General features: G+C 50.3%; 15 protein-coding genes. 9 read left to right on the forward strand and 6 right to left on the reverse strand.

Going from position 1 to position 19,374, the window contains the following annotated elements; genetic code table 11:
- Window positions 1–5: 5 nt before the first annotated feature.
- From BZJ19_RS04795 to BZJ19_RS04805, 3 genes are read left to right on the forward strand one after another with little or no spacing between them, the layout of a single operon-like run.
- On the forward strand, window positions 6–2,279 hold the full coding sequence (locus BZJ19_RS04795) for a proprotein convertase P-domain-containing protein (protein WP_077674786.1): 2,274 nt from the start codon (window positions 6–8) through the stop codon (window positions 2,277–2,279).
- A gap of 46 nt (window positions 2,280–2,325) precedes the next feature.
- Window positions 2,326–3,789, forward strand: coding sequence for an Lcl domain-containing protein (locus tag BZJ19_RS04800; RefSeq protein WP_077674787.1), 1,464 nt, complete (start codon window positions 2,326–2,328; stop codon window positions 3,787–3,789).
- Window positions 3,789–4,367, forward strand: coding sequence for an Lcl C-terminal domain-containing protein (locus BZJ19_RS04805; RefSeq protein ID WP_077674788.1), 579 nt, complete (start codon window positions 3,789–3,791; stop codon window positions 4,365–4,367). Before BZJ19_RS04800 ends, BZJ19_RS04805 begins: the two co-directional genes overlap by 1 nt.
- A gap of 74 nt (window positions 4,368–4,441) precedes the next feature.
- On the opposite strand, the gene BZJ19_RS04810 is transcribed toward BZJ19_RS04805, so the two are convergent.
- Complete coding sequence (locus tag BZJ19_RS04810) at window positions 4,442–6,046, reverse strand: ABC-F family ATPase (protein ID WP_077674789.1); 1,605 nt, start codon at window positions 6,044–6,046, stop codon at window positions 4,442–4,444.
- A 367-nt stretch (window positions 6,047–6,413) separates the two neighbouring features.
- Between BZJ19_RS04810 and BZJ19_RS04815 the strand changes: the two genes are divergently transcribed.
- Window positions 6,414–7,703 carry a linear amide C-N hydrolase gene (locus BZJ19_RS04815; RefSeq protein ID WP_162274212.1) on the forward strand — a complete coding sequence of 430 codons (1,290 nt, stop codon included), beginning with the start codon at window positions 6,414–6,416 and terminating at the stop codon, window positions 7,701–7,703.
- 47 nt (window positions 7,704–7,750) lie between these two features.
- On the opposite strand, the gene BZJ19_RS04820 is transcribed toward BZJ19_RS04815, so the two are convergent.
- On the reverse strand, window positions 7,751–9,238 hold the full coding sequence (locus tag BZJ19_RS04820; protein WP_077674791.1) for a carboxypeptidase M32: 1,488 nt from the start codon (window positions 9,236–9,238) through the stop codon (window positions 7,751–7,753).
- A gap of 110 nt (window positions 9,239–9,348) precedes the next feature.
- Here BZJ19_RS04820 and BZJ19_RS04825 point away from each other — a divergent pair, with 110 nt between their 5' ends.
- On the forward strand, window positions 9,349–9,921 hold the full coding sequence (locus tag BZJ19_RS04825) for a gamma-glutamylcyclotransferase family protein (protein WP_077674792.1): 573 nt from the start codon (window positions 9,349–9,351) through the stop codon (window positions 9,919–9,921).
- A 116-nt stretch (window positions 9,922–10,037) separates the two neighbouring features.
- Here the strand turns inward: BZJ19_RS04825 and BZJ19_RS04830 are convergent, their stop codons facing one another.
- Together BZJ19_RS04830 and BZJ19_RS04835 are read right to left on the reverse strand one after the other, a co-directional pair.
- Complete coding sequence (locus BZJ19_RS04830) at window positions 10,038–11,054, reverse strand: OmpA family protein (protein ID WP_077674793.1); 1,017 nt, start codon at window positions 11,052–11,054, stop codon at window positions 10,038–10,040.
- 217 nt (window positions 11,055–11,271) lie between these two features.
- Window positions 11,272–11,976 carry a DUF2786 domain-containing protein gene (locus tag BZJ19_RS04835; RefSeq protein WP_069588488.1) on the reverse strand — a complete coding sequence of 235 codons (705 nt, stop codon included), beginning with the start codon at window positions 11,974–11,976 and terminating at the stop codon, window positions 11,272–11,274.
- A gap of 174 nt (window positions 11,977–12,150) precedes the next feature.
- Between BZJ19_RS04835 and BZJ19_RS04840 the strand changes: the two genes are divergently transcribed.
- The 4 genes from BZJ19_RS04840 to BZJ19_RS04855 all read left to right on the forward strand — a co-directional run bounded on the left by BZJ19_RS04840 (window position 12,151) and on the right by BZJ19_RS04855 (window position 16,975).
- Window positions 12,151–13,077, forward strand: coding sequence for a hypothetical protein (locus BZJ19_RS04840; RefSeq protein ID WP_077674794.1), 927 nt, complete (start codon window positions 12,151–12,153; stop codon window positions 13,075–13,077).
- Between the two features lie 98 nt (window positions 13,078–13,175).
- The gene (locus BZJ19_RS04845) at window positions 13,176–15,575 is read left to right on the forward strand and encodes a DNA polymerase II (protein ID WP_420876432.1); all 2,400 of its coding nucleotides are present in this window, start codon (window positions 13,176–13,178) and stop codon (window positions 15,573–15,575) included.
- A 59-nt stretch (window positions 15,576–15,634) separates the two neighbouring features.
- Window positions 15,635–15,913, forward strand: coding sequence for a DUF1289 domain-containing protein (locus BZJ19_RS04850; RefSeq protein WP_069588494.1), 279 nt, complete (start codon window positions 15,635–15,637; stop codon window positions 15,911–15,913).
- Window positions 15,914–16,012: 99 nt separating this feature from the next.
- Window positions 16,013–16,975, forward strand: coding sequence for an ion channel (locus BZJ19_RS04855; protein WP_077674796.1), 963 nt, complete (start codon window positions 16,013–16,015; stop codon window positions 16,973–16,975).
- 48 nt (window positions 16,976–17,023) lie between these two features.
- On the opposite strand, the gene rplY is transcribed toward BZJ19_RS04855, so the two are convergent.
- Window positions 17,024–17,302: a 50S ribosomal protein L25 gene (rplY, locus tag BZJ19_RS04860; RefSeq protein ID WP_069588543.1), complete on the reverse strand. Its 279-nt coding sequence runs from the start codon at window positions 17,300–17,302 to the stop codon at window positions 17,024–17,026.
- Between the two features lie 143 nt (window positions 17,303–17,445).
- Window positions 17,446–19,248, reverse strand: coding sequence for a DNA repair helicase RadD (gene radD, locus BZJ19_RS04865; RefSeq protein WP_077674797.1), 1,803 nt, complete (start codon window positions 19,246–19,248; stop codon window positions 17,446–17,448).
- Window positions 19,249–19,374 lie beyond the last annotated feature (126 nt).

Raw genomic sequence — 19,374 nt, forward strand, 5'->3', positions numbered from 1 at the left:
GAACCATGAAATCAGCGATCAGTCTTGTGGCGTTGGTACTTGCCAGTACCAATGTCATGGCAGGGGAATGGGATTACCCTGCGGGCAATTATCAAGCAAGTGATGCCACTCAAGCACAGCAGTATTTGCGCACGCATTATCCATCGGTGGGGGAGCTGTCGTTACGCTACCAAACCAGCAGTTTGCTTGGTCGTCAGTATAACTTTGATATTTATCGTGGTGGCGAGTATCAGCCGCAGCGTACGTTGGTGTTACATACCGACAAACACGGTTTGGTGACTCGGGTGTATAAAAGCTTAACCGACACCATGATCCGACAGGGTGAGGCAGTGAAAGAGGCGGCGATTGAGATCCCGCGTCGCCTGATCGCGGATGCGCCGCCAGCGCTATCAGACGGAGAATTAGTGACGCGCACCGTCAATGTGGTTGATCCAGATCTGCGTAGTATGGATAAACAGCCCGCCCCCGAAACGCTCTGGACAACGCTGGCGGATTATCCCCACGCGCCACGTTTTGTTATGCGTGATGTCTCTTTATTGGATGTGGGCGGCACCCTCTACCTGAGTAACCCCAGAGTCCAAGCCGTTGATGCCATCGCCTTTGAAGACAAAAACCCTGAGTCTGGACAATGGCAGAAAAGTGACAGTGTCTCGTTTTTAAATCCTGACGGTGTCACACAGTTTGCAAGCCATGCGTCGCTCACAACGTTGCCGTTTGATAGTCAAGACTTTGCACAAATGATGGCGTTTTATCATTTGGATAAGTCCCTGCAATATGTGTCCTCGTTGGGGTATTCATTATTTGACGGTCCGGTTCGCTTCGATGCTCACGCCTTAAGTTCGAACAACTCGTCTTACTATGTGGGTCCTAACGCGGTGATGTTTGGGGCGTCGGGCTCGCCCGATACACTGGATGCCGATGTCGTGGTCCATGAGCTGGCCCACGGCATTCACTACCATATTTTGCCCGACTGGGCGTATGGCCACACGGGCGCCTTGGGTGAGGGATTTGCTGACTATTGGGCGGGCTCTGCCAGCTATCGCACCTTGTATCAACAAGGTGATGACTTCGAGATTGATACCGTCTTTAACTGGGATGGTTATTTCGGTTTTAAGCAAGGTACGCGCAGTTTGTGGAATCAAAAAGCGCGCTATTTTGAAAGCAGTGAATACCGCGCGCACGAAAACGTTGGTGGTGAATTAGGGGATGAGCTTTGGTCGACACCTTTGTTCCAAACCCTCAAGCAAGCCGTCGCGCTGTATGGTGAACCCGCTTTTAAAGAGATGGATACCTTGGTGCTGGAATCGATGTTTGGGCTAGGCCGGGGCATGAAAATGCACGATCTGGCAGAAAGCATGCTCTATGTGGCTAAAACCTATTATCCATCACGCGACTATGCAGCCTTGTTGAAAGCGAACTTTGAAAAACACGGTTTGCTCAAAGCACCGTTTCGCTTTGAAACAAGCCAGCGTTATGTTGCCGATACGGCGGCGATCCACACACGCTTAACACCACAAGGGCGCACAGCCTCAGTGCGTGGTGATATTCAGGTGGAGGGTGGAGCGCCCGCGTCCATTAACCAATCACTTGATCAGGCTCAGTCGTTTTCTATCCCTCTACCGCTTGCGGCGCAATGCGGTCAGCCGCTGACTCTTGAGGCGCGAATTGATTATCAATTTGATGACACGTTGCAAACCCATCAATGGCAAGACAGTTTGACGGTGATTAAAGGCTTGCCTCAACTCACCCAATCGCGCCAAACCCTGAATGCGACCTTGCCGGATGCATCGGTGGCCAGTAATGGCGCTCAAAACAATGGTTTCAAGAGTTTTAACTTCATTATTAATGATGACGCGAATGCCATTCGTGCCGATCTTGGCGTGTATGTCCATATCAACCATGCCAGCCCATCAGATTTACGCGTTGTTCTTGTCTCCCCCGCAGGCTCACGGGTGACGTTACATGCCAATACCGCCCGTCAGAGCAATGACTTAGTGCGCTATTGGACCAGCCAGCACGACGATCTTTTACAAGCCTTTGATGGCGAACCCCTAGCGGGGAGTTGGCGCCTTGAAGTGACAGACTATGCCCAAGGCAGCAGTGGTGAGCTGGTGGCATGGCAAGTGGGACGCGTGACGGGATTCGATTGCAAAGATACCGACCTTAGCACCGAGGATGCTCTAGACACCGCTAGCTCGGGAGGCGGCGCGTTGTCATGGCCACTGCTGCTGGTGGGCTTGCTTTGGGGCGGCTGGCGAGCACGAAAGGACGAGTCCTGATAGCGCGTTATTCAATCACCTTAACACCCTTATTAAAAAGATAGATATGATGAAATTTAACTACTCTCTACTCGCCAGTGCATTGCTACTGGCAGGCTGTAATGGTTCTGGATCAGAAACGAGTGCAAGCGACTCGATCGCGCCGACCTATAGTGTCTCTGGCACCATTAGCGCCACCAATGCCACCGGTAACGAAACCGTGTGTGCGGATTTAAATGGTGACTTTGCCTGTAACGCCAACGAACCCACCACACAAGCGGAGCAGGGGGCATTTACCCTCACTAGCGCCGATAAAGCCATTTTATCCTCACCGATTGTCGCGCAAATTGACACCGGCGTGACCACGTTATCGTCGCAACGAATGGGAGCGCAGACTGACGCGCCTCGCCAAGCGAATGCATTCCTTGTTGCTCCCGGCGTGCGCAAGACTACCGGCAATGAGATCAATGTGATCAGCACACTGGTCGCTAGCAACATGGCGGCAGGGGATGCCTATCAAGATGCTGTCGCTCATTTACGTGAGCAATTCGAGGCGATGGGCGTCACGACGCAAGCGGACTTACTTACCAACGGAGCGGATAACCGTTTTGTACAGCTTGAAAACAACGTTTTATCGCTGATATCGGGCATGACGCCTACGCGTGCGAATCGCATGCTAGCGCTACTAAGCGGTGAATTGGCGCGTTACTCGGATGTTTTACTTAAAGGTGCTCCGAGCGATGCTGAGCTGAACGCGATTTTGGTTGAGTTGGATGAACGGACTCAAATGCGTCCTGTAAACGATACCGGCATTGTTAGCTATTATTCCGACAGCGGGAATGTTGCCACCGCGCCTGTCGATTACCCCGGTCAAGATGCTGACTATGGTTTTGATGCAACGGAAGGTGGGTTTAGCTTCACCAAACTGGATGACAAGGGTCAGCCTTTGCCCGATAGCGCGACCACGTGGGATTGTGTGCAAGATAATCGCAGCGGACTGGTATGGGAGAGCAAACACACGGATCCTCAATCCCCGCGATATGTGGATCGCCTTTTTGCCTATCAAGTGCCCGGGCAGTTCGAACCGTTTGACAAAGACATTGAGGCGACAGGCTGCAAAGACGCTGAGGGTATTTGCACCACGGCCCAATACCAAGCGTACCTAAATCAGCAACAGATCTGTGGCATCGATCAATGGCGCTTACCCACTTTTATTGAACTGTATAGCCTGATTGATTTCGGCGAGACGCAAACCGATAGCGATGGGCGTGTTTATGGGCTCGATATTGAGTATTTCCCTCATCAATCCTCTGCCAGTGAATACGATGCCGGCTTGCTGTGGTCCTCCACCTCTTTCTTAACCGAATATACCGCATTTGCGACGCCGGGTGCGCGCTATATCCAGCTGCCGCAAACACGAGGCAGTGATCGTGGCACCACGGTATCGCTCGAGATCTATAGCGATCAGGTCGAGTCTGACTACACCTCATGGCAACTGCCTATCCGTCTTGTCGCCCAAGGAGAAAAATAATGAACAAGCTGATCATTGCCGCCAGTATCTTCGCATCTGTAACTGCATGGGCGGGCCAAGAATGCTCGATTGATTTAACCAAAACGGCACCGAATGTCCGTTATAGCTTTGATGACAATGGCACGGTCACAGACACCTTTACCGGATTAACGTGGATGCGTTGCCCACTGGGTAAAACCTGGCAAGTCGAACAACAGGCGTGTCGTGGTGAGGGCACAGGAATGTATTGGCAAGCCGCACTCAATGAAGTGCAAGCGATCAATCAAAGCCAAGCACATCCGCTACATCAATTTGCCGGCCACACGCAATGGCGCATGMCCAATATTAAAGAGCTAGCCTCATTGGCTGAACATGCCTGCATGAAACCCGCGCTTAATCCAAAGGCATTTGCCGCCGGATTCCCATATTCTACGTCAGAAGAAGGCTATGGCAGTGGTGATGTGCGCGCTTACGTGTGGAGCAATAGCCATGTGCAAGCGGACAATACGATTTTGATGTTTGACGTGCGTAATGCGGAGATCTTTGCTTACGGGCCGACGCAGCTTGAGGGCAGTGTACTGCTGGTGACAGACCAGTAATAAAAAATCGCCCCAGCGACATCGACTGTGGCTGGGGCGAATGAGTCGTTATTGGTGATCGATAACCGAAGTGATCAAGCCACCGCACGTACTTTTTCTAAGTGGGCGAGGTACTCATCGTAGCTGCCGTTAAAGTGCGACAATTGCTGGTCTTTAATCTCAATAATGTCAGTGGCGAGCGAGGAGACGAATTCGCGATCATGGCTGACAAAAATCAAAGTACCGGGGAATTGCTCTAGCCCTTTGTTAAGTGCTTCAATCGCTTCCATATCCATGTGGTTGGTTGGCTCGTCCATCACAATCACATTAATATCTTGCATCATCAGCTTGCCGAACATCAGACGGTTTTTCTCACCACCAGAGCAGCTTTTCGCTTTTTTATTCACGTCATCCGCTGAAAACAACAAACGCCCTAAAATTCCACGTACGATCAAGTCATCATGCTTGGCCGTACGCCACTGTGACATCCACTCAAACAGGGTCAGATCGTTGTCAAACTCCGCGCTGTTATCTTGCGGACAGTAGCCAATCGCGGCATTTTCAGACCACTTAATGGTGCCTTTTTGGTGGCTCAATTCACCCACAAGACAGCGCAGTAGGGTTGATTTTCCCACCCCGTTTTCACCAATCACAGCCAGTCGTGAGCCAGCTTCAAGCAGCAGGTGACCGTTATCGAATAACAGGCCATCTTCAAAGCCATGACCCAGCTCTTTCAACTCAACCGCTTGGCGATGGAGCGTTTTGCTTTCGGTAAATTGGATATAAGGATGCACACGGCTTGATGCTTTGACTTCATCAAGTTGGATCTTTTCCATGCGTTTAGCGCGTGAACTGGCTTGCTTGGCTTTAGAGGCATTAGCACCAAAGCGATTCACAAAGTCTTGCAGCTCACTCAGCTCGGCTTCTTTTTTGGCGTTGCTCGACAGCAATTGCTCGCGTGCCAAGCTAGATGCCGCAACAAAGTCATCATAGTTACCCGGATACACACGCAGCTCACCGTAGTCAATATCCGCCATGTGGGTACATACGGCGTTCAAGAAATGACGGTCGTGCGAGATAATAATCATGGTGCACTGGCGCTGTTGCAGCTCACCCGCCAACCAGTTAATGGTGTGAATATCCAAGTTGTTGGTCGGTTCGTCCAACAGCAAGATATCAGGATTGGCAAACAGGGCTTGAGCAAGCAGCACGCGCAACTTCCACCCCGGCGCCACTTGCGCCATCAGCCCAAAGTGCAGCTCTTCGGCAATACCGGCTTGCAAAAGAATATCGCCCGCGCGGCTTTCAGCGGTGTAACCGTCCATTTCTGCAAACTGACTTTCTAGCTCAGCCACGGCCATGCCGTCTTCTTCGCTCATTTCTGGCAGAGAATAAATACGCTCGCGCTCTTGCTTGATCTCCCAAAGCTTGCGGTCACCCATCATCACCGTATCAATCACTGAATACTGTTCGTAGGCAAATTGGTCTTGGCTCAGCTCGCCCAACGTCTGCCCTGGTGTGATAGAAACATTCCCTGCACTTGGGGTGAGGGCACCGCTCATGATTTTCATCAGGGTCGATTTGCCACAGCCATTGGCACCGATTAACCCGTAGCGGTTTCCGTTACCAAATTTGGCAGAGATATTTTCGAATAGCGGTTCAGCACCAAACTGCATGGTGATATTGGCGATTGAAATCAAAAGAGTTTCCTAGCGAATATGCTCAACGAGGGCGCGTATCATCATACTCAAAACGGGAGATGCACGGCCTAGCGAGGAGGATGTAAAGATAAATAAGACTGAGCGCGCATTGTACAGAAATGTGATGGGATTAACAGTCTATGCTGGATGAACATTCAATTAAGGGTTTCCCTACTAGCGGTCAGTGGAGGCATAAGAGTGTGACTAAGCGCTAAGCATTATATCGGGGTGTATGTATTTAGATGCTTTATGGTCTAAATAAGTAGACGTAACTGTCAGCTAGGACGAGGATGCAACTATGTGTATGGATGTGAGAGTAATGGCTCAAAACGGGCAGCGAGTGTCTGCGCGCTCTATGGAGTTTGGTGTGGATTTATTGACTCAGGTTTGGCAACGAAAAGGGGAAGGTACATGGACAGTGTCGATGCAACCTTCAACTGAAATGGGTAAAGCCGACCAAGTCGATTTGGTCGCGCCAAACAGCGAGAACCAGAAAATTCAACCTTATGAATTCACAGCATCTTGGCAGGGTAACTATGATTTTATTCATACCAATGCACTGTGTAATAGTGAGGAAATGGGTAGAAAAACCGCGAATGGATACGTCGCTTCTGATGGTATGAATACACAAGGTCTATCAATCGGATCGCTGTATTTACCGGGAATGACCTATTACTTAACACCTGCACAAGTTAAAAAAGCACAAGCCGATAGCACCGATAGTGCATTTGTCATCGGGTCTGCTTTTTTTCCAACATGGGTGTTATCGAGCTTTAGTTCTGTTGAGGCATTGGTTAACTACCTCAGTGAGAATCCTGTTTATGTATTACTAAGCCAGTTGGGTCTTGAAGGCGAAAACGCGGTTGCTATGACATTGCATTATGTAATTCATGACGCTGATGGACAGAGTGCCGTGATTGAGTTTTTGTATGATCGAAAAATGCACATTCATCGCTGTTATGCGGCAAGAGAGCAGTTTGATTCCATAGGTACGGATATCTGTGATCCATATGTGGATAATTTCAAAGTACGCCGATTCAGTCCTTGCTCGGCTTATGAGGTGTTGGTTGACCATGCATATATTGGTGTAATGACGAACTCCTCTGACTATATTTGGCATGTTAACTATTTATCTCAATTTAGTAATCTAACCAACAAAGTACAGCAAGCCAGCCAAGTAAACCATACTCTTCCTATTCGCTCTTGTTGGTCACCTGGACCATTAACAAATGTGAATGGCAGTGGGCTAATTGGTTTGCCTGCGGATCCCACGCCTCCGTCGCGTTTTGTGCAAACTTATGTCTGTCAGCAGTTGGCAAATCGACCTAAAACCCTCAATGAGGCAATGACGCTTGCAGAGAAACTGCTAAACCGAATTGATATTCCCCGTGGGTTAGTTGTTCCTGAGGCGCTCAAAAACAATGAGCCGCTGAATAGTGATATTACACAGTGGGCTGTTTTACGTGATCATGAAAGTCGGGCTCTGTATTTCCGCTCGTATGCAAATATGACTTGGGAGAAAGCTGTTTTCTTAGATATTGACCGCGATGTGCTTCTAAAGACGTTTAGTTTGACAGAAACAGCGTTTGAGTCGTCGCCAGTTTTAACGCCTATTGGCGAACATAGGGTGGTAGCAAAACGCGTAGAGGTAGCTTGAGATTAGCCTCCAAGGCCAGCATCGCTGGCCTTGGAGCTGCTGTGAGCTTACAAATACCGCCCTTGAATATACTCGCGGAAATGGGTGGGGTTGAGGCTTTCGCCGGTGGCATCTTTGAGTAAATTATCGGTTGAGGTGGTGCTGGCGCGTTGCCAGATATGTTGAGACAACCAATCAAAAATCGGTGAGACATTGCCGCTGGCGATAATGCCGTCCACATCCATCTGCTGACGCATCGTTTGCATCAATTGCGCGGCATATAGTGCACCTAAGGTATAGGTCGGGAAGTAGCCAAAGCTGCCATCGGTCCAGTGGATATCTTGCATACAGCCGTTTTTATAGTTGCCAGCGATGCTGAGGCCAAGGTATTGCTGCATGGCATGATCCCAACGATCAGGGATATGCTCGACGTCCATTTTGCCACTGATAAGATCGCGCTCAATGTCGTAGCGCAACATGATGTGTGCAGGATAGGTGACTTCGTCGGCATCAACACGGATATAGCCGGGTGAGACACGTGTGAGCACGCGGTGGAAGTTGTCTACATGGAAAGCCGGGTCGTCTTGGCGGTTAAAGGCTTGTTTGGCATGCTGACAAATCAAGGTGGCGAATGCCTCACTGCGGGCAAGCTGCATTTCACAGAACAGGCTTTGGCTCTCATGCACACCCATTGAGCGCGCTTTGCCAACCGGCAAGTCGGCAAGGTGTTTGGGTAGCCCTTGCGCATAGCGCGCATGGCCGGTTTCGTGGATCACGCCCATTAACGCCGAGGTAAAGTCTTGCTCGTCATAGCGGGTGGTAATGCGTACATCGGTTGGCACGCCTCCACAAAATGGATGAGTGCTGACGTCTAATCGACCATGCTCGAAGTCAAAACCCAGCAGCGCCATCATTTTCTCGCCTAAGGCTTTTTGCTGAGCCTCTGCAAAGGGACCATCGGGCAACCGTGTGGTTTGCTGGCTTTGTTTATCCACTACCGCTTGAATGGTGTCTGGTAGCCATGTTTTAAGCTCGCCAAACACTTCATCGATACGGTCAGCGGTCATGTCTGGCTCGTAAAGATCCAGCAAAGCGTCATAGGGCGAGCAGTTTTTCTGATCGGCTCGGATGTGGGCTTCTTCGCGCGCGAGTGCCACTACTTCTTTAAGGTTTTTGGCGAAGCCGTCCCAGTCGTTATTTTGACGCTGCTGTCTCCAGGCGTGTTCACATTTTGCACCGGCTAAAGATTTGGCTTTCACTAGGGTGTCAGGGAGTACACTGGCATGTTGCCACTGACGCTTCATTTCTCGGAGACTGGCGCGTTGGGCATCATTGAGTCGGTCTTGCTGCTCATCCAGCGCGCTAAACCAGTCATGCAGTTCATGCGTAGTGAGTTGCTGATGGGTATAGAGTGCCAATTCCGCCATAGCGTCGGCACGGGCTTGACTGCCTCCGCTGGGCATCATGGTGGCTTGATCCCAACCACAGATTGCGGCAAGGTGCTGAAAATGCGACAGACGTTTGAAGTGAGCTTCCAGCTTATCTAGTTGTTCCATAATCACTTTCCTTGTTTACAACGTTGCCGATATTTTGGCAACTTGGGTGAGAAAAGCAAGGCACATGCTGGCGTTCTGTAAGGTGGACCTGATAAGGAGTTATTTGGGGAATGTACTTGTTTGGCTATGGCAGTTTAATGAATCCTGCTTCGCGCGCGTTGACCGGAGAGTCAGGGTGGGCGTGTCCGGTAACCGTATCGGGGTTGCAACGCTATTGGAGCAATGTCAGTGAAGCATTGATCTCTCCGTTAGTGGTATTGGAAGGAGACGGCGCGTGCAATGGCGTCTTGGTAAAGATCGCGCCAGATGCTTTGCCTGACTTTGATCGCCGTGAGGCAGGGTATCGACGTCTTTCGCTAGACGCGTCTCGTATTGCACTGCCTAAAGGGATTGCGCTGGAAGGGCCCGTGTATGTGTATGTGGCAGAGGATCGTGTCGCGCCTGATGTGCATAAACCGATCGCGCAGTCGTACATAGATACGGTCATGGCAGGCTGCTTACGCTATTCGTCTGATTTTGCGGCTGAATTTTTACACACCACTCAGGGGTGGGATGCGGCGTATTGTAATGATCGGGCACAGCCGCGTTATCCACGCGTCGCCGGCGTGAGCGATGAAGATTGGGTCATGATTGATGATTTGATGAAAACCCATCTCGGCCAGCATCCCGCTGAAGCGGTATAATTAGACTTACTAGCGAGCCACGTGCAACGTTATTTTGTTTAGATTGAATAAAACAAAGCCACCGCATGAACGGTGGCTTTGTTGATTAGGGGGTGGGGGTCACCTCACCAAGGGACTTATTGTACTTCGACGTAGACAAACTCAGGTGAAGTGACTTCGACGCGACGGTTTTTCGCGCGGCCGTCCACAGTGTCATTGCTAGCAATTGGCGTGGACTCACCTTTACCCATCACGGTTAAACGCTCGGCATCGATGCCCGCATCAACGAATACATCTGCTACCGCTTGTGCGCGACGCTCAGACAGTTTTTGGTTGTAGGCCGCTGGGCCTTTGCTGTCGGTGTGACCGATAATGGTCGCGGTTGCTTCTTCGTGCTGAAGTAGGCGATTGATCAATGGTTGTAAGGAGGCCGCCGCTTGTGGAGAAAGGGTTGCTTCATCAAAGCCAAACAACTCGGTTTCGCCGGTTTCTGACAAGACGATGGTTTGTGGTTCAGCAACCATTTGTGGTTCTGGCGCCGGCTCAGCCATGACTGGCTCTTCAACCATAGGCTCAGGCATCGGCTCGCTGCTGGTACGGCCGAAGTGGTAGGTCATACCCACGGTCACAAGGTTATTGTCAACACTTGAGAAGTAGCCGTCGTCCATATCATTAATGTGTTGGTATTCAAGACGTACGTTGATGTTATCGGTCGCTTGGTGATCCACACCGATCGCGCCCATCAGTGACACGTCATCGCGATCACCGGCGCTGCTGTTCCAGTTCCACCATGCGCCACCGACTTTACCGTATAACGCGGTATCCGGTTTGAGATGGTAGGCAAATTTAGGGGCCAGTGTTAACGCAGTAAGATCGCCCGCCGCGCTGAGCGTTGTGCCTGACTGGTCAAATGAGGTATCAAAACGGCCAAGGTAGTCATAGGTACCTTCTAGCGCAAACCAGTTATTGAAGTTATAACCGGTAACTACGCCTGCCGCTAGCTCTGAGTCGCCGCAGTTGGCGTCAGAGACACAGCTGTCTTCAAGGAATGAAGGACCTACACGGCCACCGAGGTATAGACCGCTATCTTGTTGTGCATAAGCCGCTGGTGCAACGGCTAAAAGTAGGCCTAGGCTTGTCACGACTTTTTTCATGCCACTGTCTCCTAAATAAGGATGATAAGGTATTATTGTTCGCATTAACTATGCGTTGTTATCCGGCCATTTTTGGAACGACCTTCACCCCTAGGCTAGATCTGGATAGTGGGTAACTCAATAGGAAAAAAGAGATTTAACCGAGATTTGACCCAACCTGACGCAACTGTCTTAAGTATGCGCCAGGCTTGACCGTTGTCGGACAATTAGAAGGGAGCTAGCGTGATTTTGTCTGACTAGTGAGACGTTTTCGTTCGCCTTGCCCGCCCACAGGGCGACTCACAGATACTTGGCGTCCTTTTTTCATCCCTTTCTCGTAATCGTCGGTGATGGCGGCCATGGCGGCTTTTAGCTGTTGCTTGAAGGTTTCTCGATCAATGTTTTCGAACTCTTTGTCGATGTAGCTTTTGATCTTATCATCGCTGTCACGCGCATCGAGCTGAGGCAGTTTCTCCAGCGCCCCTTCTAGCCAGCCGATGGTAAAAGATTGCACACGGCGTGACACTTCTTGAGTGCTGGTGCCCGAACCAGCAAAACTGTTGCGGAATTGGCCGATATGCTCATTCATCTCGCGATACACCACATCAAAGGCGAACGCGGCGAATATCGCGCGATCGGCATCACCAATAAATTCTGCTTGCTTTAAGCCTTTGTAGTTGATCAGCACACACTCCACGCCAAATCGACCATTAATACCACGAATGATCTTTAGGATCGGTTCACTCACCGAGGTGGGCAGCAGGGTTTCAGAGCGCGTTTTCCCCATGCTGATAAAGTCGATATCGTCTTGGTCCAGGCCATGTTTTCGCATCAGGCGCTCAGCCATCTTAATCGCCTGCGCTGCCTCATTGACGTTTGCTGAGTTACTTAACTCAAGGCATTTGGCGATTTTTTTGAGCGCTTTGCTTTTCGGATCTGACATGCATACTTCCCGAGAACGAACAAACGCGTATTGTATCGCGTCCGTCAATAACAACAAAGCCGTGTTGATGGATCAGAAGGCTTATTGTTCGGTTCTGCATAAAGTAGGKGATTGAAAGAAATATCGCGATGACGCGGTCTATGCAGGAGTAAGTTGTTATAAGGAGCCCCATTCATGGGCATGGTCAAGCAAATGAGTCTGTCGTTGCTGGTGTTAATGGTGATCACGGCCAATGGCTACCTTGTGCTGTGGAGCATGGCGGGTGGTCTGGATTCAGCGAGTTTTGTCGCGTTGTGGTTGGCTGGCGGCGCAATCATGGCATGGTTGACGGCGCGTTATCTCTCGAGCAACAAGACGAGCGTCTGTTCCGTTACAACCCATATGTATCCAGCACCGCCAAAACGCGCTGCGTCGGGACTGCCTGATTCACTCTTTTCTCAGCCTACTGATGTATGGCGTATGGCCGCGAGCTTGTTACTTGCCGTCACATCCGCCTTGTTTGCATGCCGATATCTTGATTTAGGCACGTTGGCATTGATGGTGATGGCCGGCGTCCAAGGTGTGCACGGCCTGATGGTGACGGCAGAACGCAAAGGATTGCACTGGGGCGGCATGATGCTTTTGTTTGCTGGCGTGGGGTATTTATTTGCTCCCGGTATGTACGCCCCCAGCAGTTTAGGGTTGGGTTTGGCACTTGTCGCTGGGTTGGCATGGCGTGATTATTGGCAGACGCTGTCTGAACAAACAGATCAGTACCCTAAACAACTCTGTGTCAGTTTTCGGTTGAGTGTTTTACTGGCAATTGCACTGTTGATTTTCGCCTTGCCCGGTTTAACCGTGACGATATCTGGCGCCATAGCGGCGATGATAGCTGGAGCCCTGACGGTGCTCGGGATAATTTATCCTTGGCAGTGGCTTTCTACACAGGTTTCTCTGCTGTGGAAGCACGCGTTGTCGGTACTGGCGGTGATCGCCTTAGTTGGGGTAGTGTGGTTGGACGATGGTCAGATGATGAACATGCGTTTAGCCAGTGCGGCTTGTGTTGCTTTTATCGGCGTCATCTTGATGGGAGCGACGCCGCGTGAACAGGTACGCGGTTAAATGTTTGGTGTGATGAGCAATAAACTAAACTGTTTATCTATACAGTGCTTTTGTCGGTTTGTTACACTCTCAGTATGATTTCTTGGGTTAGATGCTAAATAGTGGCTTTATCGACAACGTCTCAACCGTATGTTCAAAAAGGTTTCGTTATTACGCGCCAACAACGTGATCGGGGCGAGTCGAGTGCCATCGTGCTGTGGCTCTCTACTCCTGATGGTCCGGTAAAACTCTGTATTGAGAATCAACAAAGCGTCTTTTTTATTCCTCAAGAAGAGCAACAACGCGCACAAGCACTGCTTCCTTCTATCGATCCGCACGCCTACTGCAAAACCGTCCCCTTGGCGACCTTTCAACACATTCCTTTGGTCGCCTGTTACTTCAGTACCGTCAAACGCGCCCAAGAAGGGCAACGTGTATTAAGTGGTGCTGCCATTCCGCTCTATGAAGGGGATTTGCGTCTTGCGGATCGCTATCTGATGGAGCGCTATATTTGCGGCAGCTTACTGTTTACCGGCAATGCGCGTCAGCGAGCAGGTTACCTCGAAGTGACGCAAGGTAAAGCAAAGGCGCAGGCGTATACGCCACAGTTACGCCATGTATCACTGGATATTGAATGCTCAGAAAAAGGCCAGCTGTACTCGATTGGCTTGGACAGTGACATGGATAGCCGCGTGATTATGGTCGGGGCGCCACAACCCGATGCCCCCGCATGGATAGAATGGGTTAGCGACGAAGTCTCCTTGTTATCGGCGCTTGAGCGCTGGTTTACCACCTATGATCCTGATGTGGTGGTGGGATGGAACGTGATTGATTTTGACTTCCGTTTGCTGGTCAAGCGCGCGCAGCGTCACCAAAAGTCACTCCGTATTGGCCGCGGCGGTGAGACTGCCTATTGGCGAGAAGGAAATGCCAATAAGTCTGGCTTTATTAGCTTGGCGGGACGTGTGGTCATTGATGGAATTGATGCGCTGAAAACGGCGACCTATGGTTTTCGCTCTTGGGCGCTTGAGTCGGTCGCGCAAACGCTGCTTGGTGAGGGAAAGGCCATCGACGATCCGCATGATCGGATGGCGTCTATCAATCGCATGTTTCATCACGATAAAGTCGCGCTCGCCACCTATAACTTGCAAGACTGCCGATTGGTTAATCGCATCTTTGCCCATACGCATTTGCTTGATTTTATGATTGAACGCTCGCGCCTCACCGGTGTCGAGCTAGATCGGGTCGGAGGTTCTGTTGCCGCGTTTACCAACTTGTATCTCCCGCGCTTACATCGTTCGGGGTATGTGGCGCCTAATTTGGCCAGCGACGGTTGGATTGCAAGCCCAGGCGGCTATGTGATGGACTCTAAACCTGGCCTTTATCATTCGGTACTGGTGTTGGATTTTAAGTCTCTGTACCCGTCTATTATTCGCACGTTTTTGATTGATCCGCTAGGGCTGGTTGAAGGCTTAAAGTCACAACAAGCAGGCGAAGAGCGCGATATTGTGCCCGGCTTTCGCGGTGGTGTGTTTCACCGAGAAAAGCATTACTTGCCGGCATTGATTGATGATTTATGGCAAGCGCGCGATCGCGCTAAAAAAGCCGGAGAAAAAGCCTTCTCACAAGCGATAAAAATCATCATGAACTCATTTTATGGGGTGCTAGGATCGTCAGGGTGTCGTTTCTTTGATCACCGACTGGCGTCGTCGATTACGATGCGGGGTCATGAGATTATGAAAATCACTCGTGAACTGATTGAGGCGCAAGGCTATGCGGTGATCTATGGCGATACAGACTCGACCTTTGTGTCCTTGGGCGGTGATAAGGCGAGTGAGGACGCTGATGCTATTGGTCAATCGCTGGTTGATCACGTTAATAGCTGGTGGCGCCAGCACTTACGAGAAACTTATGATCTCGAATCGGCGCTAGAAATTGAGTATGAAACCCATTATCAGCGTTTTTTGATGCCCACCATTCGCGGCCAAGAAACCGGTAGCAAAAAGCGATATGCAGGTCGCGTCGTGGATAGAGAATCGGGTCACGCTGAGATCGTGTTTAAAGGCTTGGAGACGGTGAGAACCGATTGGACACCGCTTGCACAGCAATTCCAGCAACAGCTCTATCAACGCGTCTTCGATGGTGAAGAGGTGGACGAGTTTATTCGTGAGCTGGTGACCAGCACCAGCAAAGGCGAGCACGATGAACACTTAGTGTACCGTAAGCGGCTTCGTCGTCCGTTATCGGAATATCAAAAGAATGTGCCGCCCCATGTGCGCGCGGCACGCTTAGCCGATAGCGAAAATCATCAGCGTGGGCGCGCTCAGCAGTATCAACGCGGTGGCTGGATTGAATACGTGATCACCGTTAATGGCCCCGAACCCCTTACTTATCGGCGTAGTCCGATTGATTATCAGCATTATATTGATAAGCAACTTAAGCCCATTGCCGATGGTATTTTGCCGTTTATTGGTAAAGAGTTTGATACCTTAGCCTTGCCACAATTAGGCTTGTTTTAACCAAACTTGCATTTCTGCCCAGTGCCCGCTTGAATGAATAGACGAGCAGGGAGGTAGATGTGGAACAACTGGATTTCTTCGAGGTGCCAAGTCCATGCAAAGGCATCTGCGAAGTGAACAACAAAGGCTATTGCAAGGGGTGTTTTCGCAGTCGCGAAGAACGCTTTCATTGGTTTGAATTAACCAATGAACAAAAACGCAATGTTGTTCGTCTCTGCCATCAGCGTTATGAGCGTATCATGCGTGCCAAGCGCAAACAGATGCGCGATGCTGCTCTAGATACCCAACCGATCCCGTCACAACCCTCGTTGTTTGATGATGAGGACCCCACCCAGTAAGCATTCAGCGCACCTTCTCTTTCTCGTTTTGATTTTTTCACTGGCCACGAGTGGCGCCATTACCGAGTGTTTCTAAACTTAGGTAAGGAGGGCGAGGGCATGCGCAGTCAAACTTGTTCATTTAAAAGCAGCAAAGGCTGGTGTTGCGATCAGCCAGCCGGACAGTCCGGGCGATGCTATTGGCATGATCCGGACATTGATAAGTGTGGTCATGACGTAAAAGCAGACGTGGAAAAATGGGCGGCATCAGGAAAACCGCTTGATGGCTTTCAACTTGCCCGAACTGACCTAACTGACATTGATTTAGTGAACCGAGGAAGTCGCGAAGGCTACTCGTGCCAAGGCGCGGATTTTTATCGAGCGAACATGGCTGAAGCGCATTGCTTTGGATTGGATTTACGTGGCGCCTCATTAATGAAAGCCAACTTGCTACGCGCGAATTTAAACTGTGCGCGGCTAGATGGCAGCAACTTGTTAGGCGCAGATCTGGCTCGTGCAGGCCTTGAGAATGTGGACTGGGGAAAAGAGCTCAAGCAAGAACGATTGGCCTACAAAGAGCGTGATCCGGCAAGGCGGAAATCGCTATTTCAAGAGTCCGAAGAAGTCTGCCGAAACGTGCGTAAACAATGCGAAAAGCAGGGGTTATTTGAAGTCGCTGGCTATTTTTTTAAAAAAGAGATGCGGTTTCGGCGCTACCAAATGCCCAAGTTGAGTTTTCGACGTTGGCTTTCCAAGATTGTCGATCTCTTTTGCGGCTATGGTGAAGATCCACTGCGCGTGGTGGTATTTTCTGTTCTGGTGATTGTGTCGTGTGCGCTGGCGTATTTTGCCCTTGGCACCACACAAAGCAATCCCGTCTATCCAGATGTGACTGGCTGGCAGCAGTACTTTTATGAACTATTGAACGCCGTGTATTTTAGTGTTGTCACCTTTACCACCCTCGGTTACGGTGATATATCGCCGCACGGCGTGGCGCGTTTTATTGCCGCCTTTGAAGCGTTTCTTGGCAGCTTTACGATGGCGCTATTTGTCGTCGTATTTGTCAAAAAGATGACGAGATAAAAAAGACGCCCGAAGGCGCCTTTTATCACATCATTATTCGCAGAGGAATTAGATGCGGATGAAGTCCATGTGTTCAACTTTTGGCTTGAACGGGTGACGTTGGATGTCTTGTGGCTTCACTTTAACTTCTTGGCCATCGATAACCAGGATGATGCCTTCGTAGAACTCAGGCTTGTCCATTTGGTTAACAACAACTGGGTGGTCAAGTGCGATAGATACAGGCTCTTGGTTACCACCGTAAACGATAGCAGGGAATTTCTTCTGATGACGCAGGCGGCGGCTCGCACCTTTACCTTTCTCTGCGCGTACTTCAGCTTCGAATTTCATCATAATCAATAACTCTCTTTTAGAGTGAAAATACAGTACTGAGCGTAGCGACCTAACTCAGTACCCAAAAACGAGCGCGGATAGTAGCACTGCTTAGGGGGTAAAACAAGCCATAACGCGCATGATGGCGCAATCGCGATGCGTTAAAGGTCGGCGTCGGCGAATTGTTGACCGCGACTTTGGGCAAGCAGTGCATCAAGGCGATCTTGAGAAAGAAAGTCATCAACATCAAAAATCTTTTGGCGTAAGTGCCAAAAACGTCCTTGCTTGCGCGCGACGATAAAGTCCGGTGCCCGAAACCTGTGTTGTGCCGCTGCAATTTTGGTTGCGGCCGTATCGGTAAAGGGACGGTGTCTATCGACCAAATGAGGGCGGACAAAGCGTGCTAGCACATCCTGCTTTTGTTTCTTAGTTGCAAGCGGCCATATTTCATGAAGATCTGTTCCCTCACTGGTGTGATAGGTCACTTTCAACTGTGGTTTTTGATAACGGTTTTTTCCTGCAGTGAGTGACAGATCCACACAGGCCATCACCAGTGCGTCTTTGAGTTTAAGTGCTTCACGGAGCTTTTTATCCGGATCGACCAATGGCTTGTCACACTGATGGCAGCGCCGCGCGGCGATATCGTTATCGGCACCGCATTCATCGCAGAATTTGGCGCGAAAACGGTAACCACATATTTCGCGTTCGCCGTCGTCGTCTTCAAAGTACCCTTGGCATTGACGGCCATAATGCTCAATCAAAAAGCCATTGTCGTCGAGTTTCCCCCAAAAGCTGTTATTAAATCCACACGCAGGACAAGGGACGGTAACGAGTTCACTGTCGCTGTCTGGTTTTGGCATGCCGATTTCGGGTTGATACAAGTCGTAGACGTTACCGGCATAATCGAGGATTAAACAGTCTTTTTTCCCGGGCGAAAGGCGCAAGCCACGGCCAGCAATTTGTTGATACAAACTCACTGATTCGGTTGGACGTAAAATGGCAATCAAATCGACGTGAGGGGCATCAAACCCCGTGGTTAGAACAGAGACATTGACCAAGTATTTGAGCTGTTTTTGCTTAAAGGCTTGGATCAGCGCATCGCGTTCAGGGCCGGGTGTATCACCAATAATCAAGGCGGATTCGTGTGGCGGCAGTAGGGCGAGCACTTCCTTCGCGTGGCTGACGGTTGCGGCAAAAATCATGACGCCCTGACGCTGCTTGGCATAGGACATTACTTGCTCAATGATTTGCGGCGTCGCGCGTGGTGCATTGGCCACGACCTTCTCTAAATCGGCTTCACGATAGTAACCGTTGGCGGTGCGAGAGACTTGCGAAAAGTCGTAACTGAGAAGGGGTGCATCCAGCACATGAGCGGGGGTTAAAAATCCTTCATCGAGCAAATGGCTAATCGGCAGCTCGAAGACACAGTCACGAAAAAAGCGCGCTTCGGTGGTGCGGACTTTTCCACTGGTGTGATACTGATAAATCCAGCCTTGGCCCAGTCGATAGGGGGTTGCGGTGAGTCCCAACACTTTTAATCCGGCATTCACGTTTTGTAAATGGCTAATCACACGGCGATAACTGCTATCTTGATTGTCAGGCACGCGGTGGCACTCGTCGATAACTAGCAGCGAAAACTGATCCGCGAATGCTTCCAAGTTGCGTACCACCGATTGTACCGAGGCAAACACCACTTTTTCGTGTGATTCTTTGCGTCCCAGCCCTGCGGAGAAGATGCCTCCAGTTAGCCTATATCCTTCATACTTAGCATGATTTTGTTCCACGAGCTCTTTCACATGGGCGAGTACGAGAACGCGCCCTTTCGCGATGCGAGCAAGCTCTGCGATCACCAAGCTTTTGCCAGCACCGGTGGGGAGTACGGCGACGGCAGGCGTGCTGTGACGACGAAAATAATGAAGCACACCTTTGACGGCGTCAGACTGATACGGACGAAGGGTATACATAATAATCAGTAATCAACGTTACTCTCTGTGTGGGGGAAACCACCAAAGGTGTTGGCGGTTCGCGGTGATTGACGATGAATTTTTTCCACAAAAAACGGCCCTTTTGAGGCCGTTTAATTTTACTGA

It is taken from the genome of Salinivibrio proteolyticus (genome assembly GCF_001996165.1).
Lineage (GTDB): Bacteria > Pseudomonadota > Gammaproteobacteria > Enterobacterales > Vibrionaceae > Salinivibrio > Salinivibrio proteolyticus.

Bases quoted from the DNA above. Each gene is read 5' to 3' on its own strand.
- rplY (WP_069588543.1), bottom strand. From the start codon at position 17,302: ATGAAATTCGAAGCTGAAGTACGCGCAGAGAAAGGTAAAGGTGCGAGC.
- BZJ19_RS04820 (WP_077674791.1), bottom strand. From the start codon at position 9,238: ATGGAACAACTAGATAAGCTGGAAGCTCACTTCAAACGTCTGTCGCAT.
- BZJ19_RS04830 (WP_077674793.1), bottom strand. From the start codon at position 11,054: ATGAAAAAAGTCGTGACAAGCCTAGGCCTACTTTTAGCCGTTGCACCA.
- BZJ19_RS04825 (WP_077674792.1), top strand. From the start codon at position 9,349: ATGTACTTGTTTGGCTATGGCAGTTTAATGAATCCTGCTTCGCGCGCG.
- BZJ19_RS04795 (WP_077674786.1), top strand. From the start codon at position 6: ATGAAATCAGCGATCAGTCTTGTGGCGTTGGTACTTGCCAGTACCAAT.
- BZJ19_RS04840 (WP_077674794.1), top strand. From the start codon at position 12,151: ATGGGCATGGTCAAGCAAATGAGTCTGTCGTTGCTGGTGTTAATGGTG.
- BZJ19_RS04835 (WP_069588488.1), bottom strand. From the start codon at position 11,976: ATGTCAGATCCGAAAAGCAAAGCGCTCAAAAAAATCGCCAAATGCCTT.
- radD (WP_077674797.1), bottom strand. From the start codon at position 19,248: ATGTATACCCTTCGTCCGTATCAGTCTGACGCCGTCAAAGGTGTGCTT.
- BZJ19_RS04855 (WP_077674796.1), top strand. From the start codon at position 16,013: ATGCGCAGTCAAACTTGTTCATTTAAAAGCAGCAAAGGCTGGTGTTGC.
- BZJ19_RS04800 (WP_077674787.1), top strand. From the start codon at position 2,326: ATGATGAAATTTAACTACTCTCTACTCGCCAGTGCATTGCTACTGGCA.